The following is a 13,435-nucleotide window of genomic DNA, read 5'->3' as shown; positions in this document are numbered from 1 at the left end:
GCTACTTTCATTATTTTATCAATATGAATCGTATTTCTCGTTTCCCGCCCCAATATGACAATATCAGGATTTTTTGCCCTGCATCCTTTTATACTCCGTAATATCGAAACATGTTACAAGATAGGCATCCAAATCCCCCCATTTCATGGGTGCAGTCTTCGTCTTGCTCCAAACATCATATTTCGGGTTGTAGACTTCACTGACTTCACTGGACAGCGGGCAGAATTCACAGGGATTCTCCCTATCAAAAAACGCACCGTAGCAGGTCATTCCAATTTCAGCGTCAGGATCCAGAGTACGTGTCTTGTAATTGAGGTATAACAACTCGTAGGAACCCTTTTCCACAGCGTAGATATAGGCGTCCTGCGTGTCCAGTATCGTATTGAGCTGGATGGCCAGCTTCTGATCCCGGTCGGTGGCACGGTATTTCAACAAGAATATGGTAAGCAGCTGGGAAATCAATGTCAAAGTGGCGATTTCCGCTTTTGTCCACATCCGTATACCTGTACATTCATCGAAGCCGATAAACCCATGAAACGCATCCTCCTCCATGATTGCGCACTGAAGGGTAGAATAAACCCCCTGTGCTTCAAACATGGCCGTCTGTTCCGGTGTCAGGGAACGGATATCCCGGCAGTAAAAGACCGCGTCATTTTTAAAAAGATCCTTATATCCCGCTACGTCGCTGTATGGGAAATGCTGCAGTAACTCTTTCTGTGGAACAACACCCTCGTTGCACCATTCGTAGGTATTGTCACAGTATTCGCCATCGTCCGAGTTCTCGAAGACATATGCGCGGCTGACGTCGAATCGTTTACCCACAATTTCAAGAATCGCCTGAATCACGCGGTCGATATCCCGGTTGTCATAGAGTACCTGAAACACGTAGCTGAGTAACTCCCCGGATGCGCCTGCGGTCTGCAGGTCAGAATCGATGGAGGCGCCCAGCGCAGAATACCCTGTCTGCTCTACCGGCACAGCGTTATCCCTATCAAACAACATATACTGGTTTTTCCCAAGGCTCTTGGCCTGGTAGAGCGCCTGATCAGCACAGTAGTATAAGGATGGAAAGTCCTTTCCATCCTCCGGATAAAGGGCAATTCCCGCGCTGCAGGTAACCTCGATGGGCTGTTTTCCCTGTTCAAACAAATGCTGGAACAGGTCAAGCAGTTGCTGCGCCTTTTCCGCTGCTTTTTCCCTGGAAGTAATACTTTTTAAAAGAATCGTGAATTCATCCCCGCCGATTCGGCCGACCACATCGGACTGTCGTGTTAACTTTTTCATTCCTGCCGCAAGCTCTGTCAGAACCGCATCACCAAAGAGATGGCCCTGGGTATTATTGACAGCCTTAAAGTTATCCGTGTCGATCAGCAGCAGAGCGCACAGTTCATTTGGATTACTTTCCAGATGCCGGCGGATCCGGCTCTCCGTTTCTCCCCGATTAAAAAGACCTGTTAGGGCATCCCGTTCCGCCCGACGGCGCAGATCTTCCATCATCCGCTTCTCTGCATCAATGTCCGTGATCACGCCAATAGCTTTGAGTGGATCGCCTTCATCATCATACTGGTCCGTAGCCCGGATTCGGCACCAGATGTACTTCCCCTCGGCATTTTTGACGCGGAAATCAGCGGTTGAATAGGCCGTTCCACACCTGGCAGCTTCCATGAGCGCTAAGATCACCGGTATATCATCCTGATAGATGTTGGCGCTGAGAGGGATTCCGGCTGATACATTCTCGGTGATAGCTTCAAAACCAAACTTTTTGATCCATTTACCGGAATAACTCAAGGTGTCCGCCAAAATATTCCATTCAAAAATAATATCCGCAGTCTGTTCCATGAGAATTTGATGCCGCTCCAGGGACAAGCGCAGTTCCTCCCGGGCGTTCCTTGACTCAGTAACATCGATCAGGATGCAAATCATCCGTTCCTCTCCGTTTTCATCCCGGATCATCTGGGCATTATCCGCAACCCACTTATAGCTTCCGTCACCGCAAAGAACCCGGTAGTTTAAGATTGCTTTGCTTTTAACCTTAAGTTTTTCCGATGTTTCGACCAGAATATTCTTCCGGTCCGCCGGGTGGATCATCTCAATAAAGCGGTTCTGAAACCGATCCTCCAGTTCCTGCCTGGAAAATCCAAAGAGTTCCAGAAAACTTTGATTAACCTCTATGATCGTAAAGAACTCGTCATTTACGCACTGTTGTACACCACTGGGAATATTATCCATCAGTATCTGATATTTATGACTATGTAATGTCTTGTCCATACCGCCCCACCTTCCTTTTTGTTCCGCGAAACTGCGGCTGCCTAAAAAATTTGTGGATTCTAATTTACTTTTTTATTTTTTCTCCCGCCTTTTCTATCACTTCATCAAGCACCTCACAGAGCTGCCTGATGTCCATCGGCTTACTGACATGAGCATTCATCCCAGCCGCTAAAGCAGCTGAGATATCGTCAGAAAAAGCGTTGGCGGTAACGGCGATGATAGGGATCCGTATCGCTTGCGGATGTGAGGAAGCCCGGATGCGCTGTGCCGCCTCATATCCATTCATAACCGGCATCTGCACATCCATGAGTATCGCATCAAACTCTCCAGGCTTTGAGGACAGGAATACTTCCAGCGCCTCCTGGCCGTTAGCAGCGTGTTGCACCTTGGCCCCCTTGTCCTGCAGCAGCACTTCGGCAATCTCCCGGTTGATGACGTTGTCTTCCACCAACAATAGATATTTTCCCTCCAATGGCTTTTCTACAACACCAGGCATGATAGTACCTTCCACCGCATCCCGGATCGCATGATATACTGAGGAACGGTATAAAGGTTTTGGCAAAAAACCGTTGACGCCGGCTTTGCGGGCCTCGTCCTCAATTTCCGAAACGTCATAAGCAGAGATCATCACAATGGGAACATCTGCTCCGATTTCCCGCCGAATCAGACGAGCCAGCTCCACGCCGTCCATATCCGGCATCTTCCAATCAAGCAGACAGATATCAAAATCACAGCCCTGGCGGCGCACTTCTTTCAGGCGCTCGATCGCTTCAGTTCCAGACATTCTATATTCGGCGTATATTTTTATTTTCTCCATCAAAGAAACGGTCTGCTCACACACCTGTAAGTCATCGTCCACGATCATCGCGGACAGATTCTGATTTTCAAAATCAGGTTCATCAAATTTATCTTCCCCCCGCAGGAATGGAATATCCACAAGAAACGAAGAGCCTTTGCCCTGCTCACTATCCACATGGATACTGCCGTTCATCAACGATACCAGATTTTGGGTAATGGACATACCAAGTCCCGTCCCTCCAAACCGGCCCGCAATGGTAGCATCGGCCTGCTCAAATGGCTGAAAAATCCGTTCAGCGGCATCCGGCGTCATGCCGATCCCTGTATCCGATAGAACAAAACGAATCATATCCACTTTGTTTTTGGTACCGATCCGGGTGACCGACAAATGAATTTTTCCACCCGGCGGGGTAAACTTCACCGCATTGGAACTTAAGTTAAGCAAAATCTGGCTTAACCGAAGCTCGTCTCCGACAAATACTGTGTGTTCACCGAAGCCTTCCATGATCTCCGTGAACTCGATCTCTTTGGCTTTCGCCTGCGCAAACACAGTAGATACAAAGGCATTGACCACTTGAAAGATATCAAAGGGTTCATTTTGGATGACCATTTTATTGCTGTCGATCTTGCTCATGTCCAGCACGTCATTAATGATCAACAGCAGCTGCTTGGAGGATAGGACAGCCGTTGTGATACAGTTCCCCACCCGTACAGGGTCCGTGACGTGCGCTGCCGCAATCGTCATCATGCCGATGATAGCGTTAAGTGGCGTACGGATCTCATGTGACATACGGGATAGGAAATCACTTTTTGCCATATTAGCCTGCTGAGCACTCAGCATGGCATCCTGCAGTGCCTGATGAGACTGGATTTCATCGGTCCTGTCTGAAAAGACCGAGATGAACTGAGAATGAGCCGAGGCCTGTATCTTATAAATCCGGATCAGCATCCAGCGCTTTTCCCCATCCGGCCGCGTATATTCCACAGTTTTCTCAAAAGGGGAAACAAATGCAGGGTTGGCAATGGCCTGGTTGAAAATTTCGGCATCTTCTTTTTTTAGTCCTTGATAAGTATCCCCTGTGTCAGGATTCGCTCCCAGTACCCGTTCCATATTCAGGGCGCAATATTGTATCTCGCCGGTTTCTGCGTCCCGAATCAAAAAGGTGTCGTCGATGCTCAGTGAAAGATCATCAAAAAGCTTGTTGCGGTAAACAAGCTCCCTGCGCTGTCTGCGCAGCACAGACTGGGAAACCAGCAGAGTACCGACCATCAGCACCATCAAAATGATAGAACTGACGAGCGTGATCTTCCGCAGGGATTCCGATGTCTCTCCATATCCCACCTTTTTCTCCTGTGCGACTGTTGTGATACGCTCCGCTTCCTCTAATGCTTTTGAATATAAGGGATCCAGATGTTTCTGTTCATATACTTCGATCTCCTCTCCCGTTACCATTTCATTGGCAACATACTCCAGGAAGTTTTTTTGCTTTATTTCTAAAGACGTCAAAGTATCCCGAAGTGCCCGGATATCCCTTCTGTCTCCCAGATACAACTCTTCGATCTTATCCAGCGGCTCTTGGATCGATGCTTGTAACTTTTCTAATTCCGCAGTAGTAATCTCAACATCCTCCGCATTGTGGTGGCGCTGCAGACGTCCGGTACGAAGATTCATTTCTGAGATATATTGTGTTGTATCTCCGACGGCGATCACCACCTCAAAGGGATGGTCTGAAATGATATCGGTCTGCTTCGCCAGCATAGCAGAGCTTTCGATGGTCATAATGAGGTAAATGAGCATTAACAGGATAAGCACAACGGTACTGAGGGTACTCAGATGCTGCCCTTTTTGAAGCTGGTCCATTGTTTTTTTATTCTCTACTTTTTTCATAGCTGTCCTCTTTCAGATATCATTCAGTACCTTGCCAAGTGTATCGCGCAGCACTTCTACATCGATGGGCTTCGCCACATGGGCATTCATCCCGGCATTCAGAGACGCCTGCACATCTTCTGAAAAAGCATTGGCGGTCATAGCTACGATCGGGATGGTTCCCGCATCCGGACGGTTTAGTTTCCGTATGGCGCGTGTCGCTTCATAGCCCGTCATATTCGGCATTTGGATATCCATCAGGATCGCATCATACGTTCCCTGTGCCGTACTTTCAAATTCCCGAACCGCCTGGACGCCGTCGGTGGTCACCACCGAATCAGCACCGTCCATTTCCAGCAGGGTGCTAAGCAATTCTGAATTGATCGGATGATCCTCGGCGATCAGAAAGGTACGGCCCGTGAAAGGTCTTTCAGATCGGCAGCCTGAATTTCCCACTTTAGCTTTTTTACATGCCCTTTCCGCATTCACAGCTGCTTCAAATTCCAGCTCTACTTGAAACACGGTTCCTTTGCCCGGATGGCTGTCCACTGTAATCTCTCCATTCATCTGCTCCACCAGTCCCTTGGTGATGCTAAGCCCCAGCCCGGTCCCTTCGATGCGCATGGCTGTAGCTGCACGGACAAACGGCTCGAAAATGTGTTTCAGCAAGTCTTCCGGCATCCCGATCCCCGTATCCCGAATGGTAAACCGGTAGCGGATATGCTTTTCCTCTTCTAGCGGAACGATTCCTTCAATCAGGAAATCTACCCGGCCGCCCTCCGGTGTAAATTTAACTGCATTGGAAAGCAGGTTGATCAGAATCTGGTTGATCCGCAGGGAATCGCCCTGGAAGTATTCCCCGCAGCTATCCTTTTTCTTAACAAAAAACTGTAGGCCAGCGCTTTTCGCCTGCGGCTCGATGATGGCGCAGACCGCCTGCACAAGATCAGAAATCGAAAGTTCCCGCAGGTTCATAACAACTTTGGATCGCTCGATCCGGCTCATGTCCAGCACATCATTGACAAGGCTCAGCAGATGCCTGTTCGCAAGATCAATTTTATGCAGGCAGTTATCCACACGTTCCCGGTCATCCGGAAAAGCCAGAGCCAGCGTCGTCATCCCCATAATGGCATTCATGGGTGTCCGGATATCGTGTGACATCGAAGATAAAAAGTCGCTCTTGGCCCGGTCTGCCTCCCTGGCAAAAGCCAGTGCGTTTTCCAGCGCCCGGACAGAATCCGTGATATCCGTGCATACCAGGCAGACCCGTCCGATCCTTAGGTCAATAGGGAAAAACGTCATATTCTTGGTGCGGATATCACCTTCCTCATCTATAACAGAGTATGTGGCAATATAAGAACTTTCCTCCTGCAGCCGCCGGCAGATCTCTTCCGGATCCAGCGCCTTTGAGTATAGTTCCCTATCCTTTGGAACAACGATGGCTTCTGCCATATACGCTACCCGCTTGGAATAGCAGCCGATGGAATCCGGAACCAGATGTGCATTACTCCTGCTGCTCAAAATCCGGAAATTATCTTCGATTAAGTTCACATCAGCGATATAGTCATGGATCACAGAAGACATCTGATTTAAAATTCGGTCGGACATAGTCTGATCCGTGATATCCGTTACTGTAAGGATTCCTGTGACATCGCCGGTATCCGGCGTTTCCACCAGACTCATTTTGATCTGTACATAGCACCCGTTTTTCTGCCCGGGAAACTTAAGGAAGCATTTTTGTATCTGCTCTTTGTTTTTTTGTTCAAAGGCAGCCAGCATCGGCGCATTAAGAAAAGAATCCAAAAACGCCTGTTTTTCCTCTTCGTCTACAATAGAGCTTGCCATACCGATAAAGAATTGTTCCTGATTCCTGCCCAGTCTTTCCAAAAGATCCGATCCTGTAAAATCCTTGATCTCAATGATCATGTTTTTTGTAACGTTGCAGTGCCCCAGGATCAATTCATCCGGATTCGGCGCGTGGTAATGCTGCAGTAACAAGTCTTCATACTGCTGATGGAGACGCTCACTTTCTTCCACCGTACTACTGATATCTGTATAAATACAGTACATCCGACGTATTCCATTTGAGGCTTCCTGAATGGAGACACTGTCTCTGACCCAAATATAACTGCCATCCCCCCGTAAGAACCGGGCTTTAAACTCACAATGCTCCCGGCCGCTATCTAAAAATTCCAGCATTTTGGTTTGATTACATTCAACATCATCCGGGTGGATTCCCGCAAAGACATTTTCAGAATACAGCCTGTCAGCTTCCTTTACCGTCATCTTCGTCAGAGCGGCAAAACCATCCGAGATATACTCCGGCGTCATACTGCCATCCGCTTCAATCCGGATGACCGATATCCCTCCGGGCAGATTTTGAATGAGGGTCTGGCAGTACAACTCCAGTCTCTCCTTTTCCTGTCGGGCTTTCACTTCCTCTGTTACATCACGTATGTACTGAACATAAGCCGGGATACCGTTCAGCCGGTAAACACACAGGCCGCAGGGAAGATTTCCGAATGACGTTTGCAGCTCCTCCTCGATTTTCCTATGTTGTTCTTCTTCCTGCTTTTTATCGGTAATGTCCATGATGTATTCGATATAAGCAGACTCCCCCGCCCAGTCGATGAGCTTGCCACTAAGCTGATAGACACGGCTGCTGTGTGGAGATCTGAATTCCCGGACTGCAAACTCGTCCCCGCTCATTTGTCCAACCTGGCCAAAAGGGCATTCACTCTCTAAGCCTGCAATACAATGGCAGTCCACATCTGACCGGCCCGACAGCGCAAATATCTCCCTTGCCCGATGGTTGGCATACAGCAGGCCATGGTCATTCACCCGGCTGACGAACACAGCTACCGGTGCGTTATCGAGGATTGCCTTCACCTGGTCCGGGGATAAAACAACCTGTTCAGACATTCTAATTCGCCCCCTTTAGCATATTACTGAATACAGCCGCTTTTTGGTATTCGGCTTGCACCTCCCGGTATAGGATCTGATATTCGTCCCGCTCTTCTTGGGTTCGCAGAGGTTCCACAATCGCACAGATTGCATCATATAACGGAGCTAACCCCAAATTTCCCTTAAAGCGCTCCATTGTTATGGAATAGTCCATACCATCCGCTTCTAAACACGATTTGAATCCCTGCATATTCAAACGCCTACCTTTCTATCCGGCTTACAAGTTTCTTCCTAGATTTATTGATCAAGCAACCTTGTTCACATAGTAATAATTTGAGTATAGCAAAGCCTGACAGGGAATGCAACTATTCTCCGGATTATGGAGGAAAATATAGAATTTTATCTTTGGAAATGTTATACTATTTTGGTGCATCAGTTTACCAAAATTGCTTTAGAAATGCTGGGAGGAACTAAAATTTGGAACCAAACATCGAATTACAGCAGGTAATATATAGCATACTGAAAATACAAATACAATTTGGCGTCTACCAGCATGGAGACCGCCTGCCCACCATAAAAGAAGCATGCCGGATTTTTCAGGTATCCACCCGGTCAATCCGCGCAGCCTATCAAAATCTGCAAAAAGAAGGCTTTATCACAATCTCCCAAAAAGTCGGTGTGAAGGTAAAGGTGCAGTACAGCACGACGGAGAACGAACGGTATGTGCAGTCCTTTTTCTCTTGCCGCAAAGACGCGCTGATCGACCTGAGCCGTTCCATGCAGCCGCTATTTAGTAAAGCGCAATGGCTGGGGTTTCAGAATGCTTCACCGGAATTGTTGGATAATATGGAGCAGTTTATCCAGATTAAGGGCATCCACCCGTCTAACAGAATGATCCAGCATCTTCAGCAGGTGTATGGCTCTCTGCATAATGACATGCTCATGCGTCTGGTCTGGCAAGTACTTATGTTTTACCAGGCGCCGTTTATGAGCATTAAAGAAACTGCCGAAATAACGCATCCAAAAGAGAATCCCCTGCTTCGGATGATTGGCCTTTGCCGTGAAAAAAACTGGACGCAGCTTCGAGAGGATGTGGAGACATTTCAGGCGCAGATGGCAACCGTACTCGATGGTTTTTACGAAACAAGAGCCTGTCTGCCTCCAGCTGAACAGCAGATTGATTTTTACTGGAGCGGCTATCGAAAGACCTCACAAAAGTGTTATTCCCTCGTCATAGAACTGCTCACAGATGTAGTACGGGGCACCTATCCGGTTGGTGCGTTTCTGCCATCAGCGGAAAAATTAGCGAAAGAAAAGAATGTTTCTGTCAGTACCATTCGCCGCACGCTCTCTATGCTTAACTGTATCGGTGCGATGAAATCCATCAACGGAATCGGCACGCAGGTTTTACCCCCGGAACAGATCGCACAATGCTGTGACTTCACACAGCCCTTCATTCGCAGCCGTCTGCTGGATTATGTGCAAAGCCTGCAGACTTTGACTCTTTCCTGTAAAGAAGTCGCACAGATCACGATTGCCTCCATCAATCGGACCACTGCTGAACTGTTTAAAAAACGCCTCTGCGCGCTGCGGTACCTGCAGCATTATGAGCTGACCGGATATGGAGTCTTGGATCTGCTCTCCTATTTTGCACCATACAAGACCATTCGGACAGTATATACTGAATTATTTCAGCAGCTTTTGTGGGGATATCCACTGAAGAGTATTCATAAAAAGCAGGACGTTATGGAAACCTTCTACCTTCCTTGCCTAAACTATCTCCTGGATTGTCTGGGACGTTGTGACGCTGCCGGTTTCGCCGCCAAACTGGAAGAATTTATGTTATATGAACTGGATAATGTGGCGGAACTGTTAAATGAAGTGGGGTTCAAAGAGAGCGAAACACCTTTTCTTTCCAAACGATAACATATGCGGACCATAAGGATTGATGTATCAATGCTTTTTTAACATGAACCTGCGTGGCTGACCAAATATAATCAGCCACACAGGTTCATGAATTCAAATTGGTCCAACAATAGCGCGATCCAAACTATTCTATTGATATCAGTTACCTTCCATATCTGCAGGCAGAAAGAACGCTATTCCAATAAATATGATCCCCACAATCAATAATCCAACATATCCTAAAGAAAATACGGATGGGTACTGATCTGAAATCTGGAACAATGTCATCTTACCCCAGTCCATGATGCTGAACAAGCCCAAGTTTTTCCAAAATCCATAACTCATAGAAAACACCCATGCCCCCAGTAATCCTCCCAGTACCGCACTTAATGCTTTCCGAAATCCCCCACCGGCAGTTGCCGCCACACATGTGCCCGGACAGGTTCCTACTGTTCCAAAACCAATGCCAAAGAGCAGGCCACCAATGATCACACCAAGATTTGCGCCTTTAACGCTCAGGTGTGTCGGATTGAAAAAGCCAAGCATACTGAATAGAGAAAGCAATACGCTTGCAGATCCGATTCCGAAAACGATAATTTTCATAATCGTCAGGTCCTGAAGGCGCAGCATGGCGATTAATTTCTTTGGTGACGAGGCACCGACCCAGTAAAGGACGAAGCCAAAAAGAAGTCCCAGAATAATTGCCAATACAATTTCCATCTTATTTTCCCCCTTTCGCTGCACGGCCGGTAAGCATGGCCACGGGAATGGCTACTGCAAAAGCCGCAGCCGCAAAAATATAACCGCTGACACTGCCCTGCATCATACCGCTCATCATATGCCCGCTGGTGCACCCATCTGCCATCCGGGCACCGTACAGAATAATGAAGCCTCCCAGAAAAGAAGGCAGGTAACGTCGCCAAAAACTCTGGCGGGAATCCGGTACATCGGGGTTTTGCCCTACATCGCTCATCTGCAGGCGTTTCCGTTTATCATTCGCAGCATAGGCTAAATAAGCGCCGACTGGAATCGCCAGTACAAAAACAAAATCGTAGTTCCACGGATGCTGAATCGACTTTGCCAGTTTTCCTTCACTTTTGTCGTAGTAGGCGTTAGTGCTCTCATACCCGGTATCACGCTCATCATTTTCAGTAATGACCGTCTCATCCAACGCGCTGTGGAAGATGCCGGACAGCACGGAAAACTGTGTGGAAACACCAATCGGTTTGACCAGTAAAACAGCTAAGAAAAATACCCCTCCCAGGGCAAGGCCTTTTTTGATCCATAATTTCATAAAACGTATCTCCTTGTGTGTAGTATTCTATAACAGAAAGGGCGCCACCACTTGTTTGCGCCCTTTTATTTGACTTCTCAGCTACAAATACCCTTCTTTGAAAACCTTATCTACATCTATATTCTCCCAAAAACAGCCTATATATTCATACCGGCCAAAAGCATATGTCCATTCATGATAAACCGGCATATTTTATCAAAACCTACGTTCTGTTTCACTTCAAAACAACTGATTCTAAAAATTATAGCCAGCTGTTTTTCATCAACTTTAATATGATAAATATTTAAGCTTATCAGCAATTGTATAAATGTTTGGATTCAATTATAATATAATTAGTCGAAAGGAGCCACGATATATTGGAATCGTATAGTAAAAAAAATGCAGCAAAATTAGGTGCTCGTATCGCTTTTGTATTTTTAATTGCAGTTTGTGTTTTAGCCTTCACAGCTTATGTGATATTATCCAATAACTTTCAGAATCTATTCATGGATTATACGATCCAGCTTGTACAATCCATGGCAAAGCAGGGCGTTGCAGCTGTAGAAACCGAACTAAAAAGCAGCTTAGAAGAAACAAAGGAATTGTCCAGCTCCTTTATTGTTTCCGATGATAAAAATCAGATGGATTTCCCAATCGGCATTTCTCATTCTGATATACTGCGCATGGTTTACGTTTCAGAAACCGGCTCCGTTTCCTCAGACGGCAGACAGCGCGATATAAGAGGTCGTCAGGACATTACAGAAGCTCTTTCTGGTAAGACATCCATCTATGGTCCATATTTTAACGAAGAAAACGAGTATGTCATTTGTTATTCTTCCCCTATTTTCCAGGATGACAAAGTGATTGGAGCATTCAGTGTAGAAAAAGACGGATATTTATTTTGTGAACTGATTAAAAATATCCGATTTGTTGATACAGGTGAATCTTATATTATTAATGAAGAGGGAACTGATATCGCTGTCAGTGATCCTGAGCATATTAGCTGGGTAAATGATGGTTACAATGCCCAGCAACTTTTATTGGAAAAAGAAGACCCTTCGGTCCGTTCCGTTATGGAGCTGGAGCAAAAGGGTCTGAATGGCGAATCTGGGGTCGGTACCTACTATTGGGAAGGCGGTTTATGTTATGTGGTTTATATTCCCATTCCATCCGTACATTGGGTGCTGCTGGCTGGCTTGCGTGAAGAAGAGCTTGCTGTCATGTTGAAATCCACCCTGCTTTCCTCCATTGTCAAGGGTCCTGCGCTTAGCATATCTGTTGCAGTGTTTCTTGTGTTATCTATGCTTATCCTCTTTTGGATCATTTCCAGTACAAAAAAGAGTGCTGAGATTAACCAAAAATTAAATTTTATTGCAAATTACGATTCACTTACAAATTGTAACAACCGAAACTGTTATCTCTCTGTATTGAATTCTTTCTCTAATAACGATTATGATTCCTTGGCCTGTATCTATATAGATGCAAATGGGTTACATGAAATAAACAATCATTTAGGGCATCAAGCCGGTGATGCTATGCTAAAAGCAGTTGCGGATGAACTTTTTCATGTATTTCCTCAAAATGAAGTCTATCGTATTGGCGGTGATGAATTCGTAGTATTCTGTATGGATCAGAACAAACAGGAAATCTTTAATAAAATGAAGATCGTCAAAAAAAATTTAAAGGATCAAGGTTATGAGATCTCTGTCGGGATCGAATGGCAAGATGAAGGTATTGACATCAAAACAATTGTAGGTAATGCAGAAAAAAACATGCAGAGCGAGAAGCAACGTTATTATAAAGAGAACGGAAAAGAGCGCCAGATGCGTACACTAAATCAGGAAGTAGAGCAGATGGTCCTTGAAAAGCAAGATGCGGATACTTTTCTATCCGTATTGGCACCTGATTTTAAAGGTGTTTATTTCGTTAATCTGGATAATGACACCATTCGTCATCTGTTTATCCCATCTTATTTTGAAGAAATGCTGAAGGAAACAAATGACCAGTTTAGTAAGGCTCTGTTTCTATATGCAAATCGTATTGTAATGCCCGAATACCGAAATCAGTTTATAAATTTCTGCATATATGAAAATTTAAAGATACAATTGAATAGAAATACCACCCCAGAGTTCATCTATCAAAAAATCGACGGGACTTATATAACCCTTCGCATATTAAAATTCAAAACTTATACAGAGCAAAATAGAGAAACATTATGGATTTTCGGAGTTAATGACAATCTATAGGACTTTAGCTCACCTCCGTTTCACAGTAATCCTATTCATAAAAGGCAAAAAGGGCTGCCGCTGCACGGTTATTTAATCGTTAAAGCGGCAGTCCATCAACACTCAGCCCTTTAGAATCTTCTTTCGTCCTCAGAATCCCCTCCGTATGACTGAACCGTTATCTACCTTTTTTAT

General features: G+C 45.9%; 7 protein-coding genes. 2 read left to right on the top strand and 5 right to left on the bottom strand.

All coding sequences use genetic code 11. The features are described 5' to 3' along the window. Positions 1–63 precede the first annotated feature (63 nt). The 3 genes from CI595_RS12215 to CI595_RS12205 form a co-directional block, all read right to left on the bottom strand. A complete protein-coding gene (locus CI595_RS12215; RefSeq protein WP_095173542.1) occupies positions 64–2,268 on the bottom strand; it encodes a GGDEF domain-containing protein in 2,205 nt (734 codons plus the stop codon). A 64-nt stretch (positions 2,269–2,332) separates the two neighbouring features. Beyond that, positions 2,333–4,954 carry a hybrid sensor histidine kinase/response regulator gene (locus CI595_RS12210; protein WP_095173541.1) on the bottom strand — a complete coding sequence of 874 codons (2,622 nt, stop codon included), beginning with the start codon at positions 4,952–4,954 and terminating at the stop codon, positions 2,333–2,335. 12 nt (positions 4,955–4,966) lie between these two features. Then, positions 4,967–7,855 (bottom strand): PAS domain-containing hybrid sensor histidine kinase/response regulator, encoded by a 2,889-nt coding sequence (locus CI595_RS12205; RefSeq protein ID WP_095173540.1) that lies wholly within the window; start codon positions 7,853–7,855, stop codon positions 4,967–4,969. Between the two features lie 459 nt (positions 7,856–8,314). Here CI595_RS12205 and CI595_RS12195 point away from each other — a divergent pair, with 459 nt between their 5' ends. After that, positions 8,315–9,763 carry a GntR family transcriptional regulator gene (locus CI595_RS12195; protein WP_095173538.1) on the top strand — a complete coding sequence of 483 codons (1,449 nt, stop codon included), beginning with the start codon at positions 8,315–8,317 and terminating at the stop codon, positions 9,761–9,763. A 138-nt stretch (positions 9,764–9,901) separates the two neighbouring features. Here the strand turns inward: CI595_RS12195 and CI595_RS12190 are convergent, their stop codons facing one another. Together CI595_RS12190 and CI595_RS12185 are read right to left on the bottom strand one after the other, a co-directional pair. After that, positions 9,902–10,462, bottom strand: coding sequence for a YeeE/YedE family protein (locus CI595_RS12190; RefSeq protein WP_095173537.1), 561 nt, complete (start codon positions 10,460–10,462; stop codon positions 9,902–9,904). A 1-nt stretch (position 10,463) separates the two neighbouring features. Beyond that, positions 10,464–11,036 carry a YeeE/YedE thiosulfate transporter family protein gene (locus CI595_RS12185; protein WP_095173536.1) on the bottom strand — a complete coding sequence of 191 codons (573 nt, stop codon included), beginning with the start codon at positions 11,034–11,036 and terminating at the stop codon, positions 10,464–10,466. 356 nt (positions 11,037–11,392) lie between these two features. On the opposite strand from CI595_RS12185, the gene CI595_RS12180 reads away from it, so the two are divergent. Further along, entirely contained in the window at positions 11,393–13,261 is a 1,869-nt protein-coding gene (locus CI595_RS12180) for a sensor domain-containing diguanylate cyclase (protein WP_095173535.1), read from the top strand. The last annotated feature ends 174 nt before the right edge of the window (positions 13,262–13,435 follow it).

The organism is Blautia hominis (genome assembly GCA_002270465.1).
Lineage (GTDB): Bacteria > Bacillota > Clostridia > Lachnospirales > Lachnospiraceae > Blautia > Blautia hominis.
The sequence above is the reverse complement of the archived record's forward strand: the minus strand, read 5'-3'. Positions and strand labels throughout refer to the sequence as shown.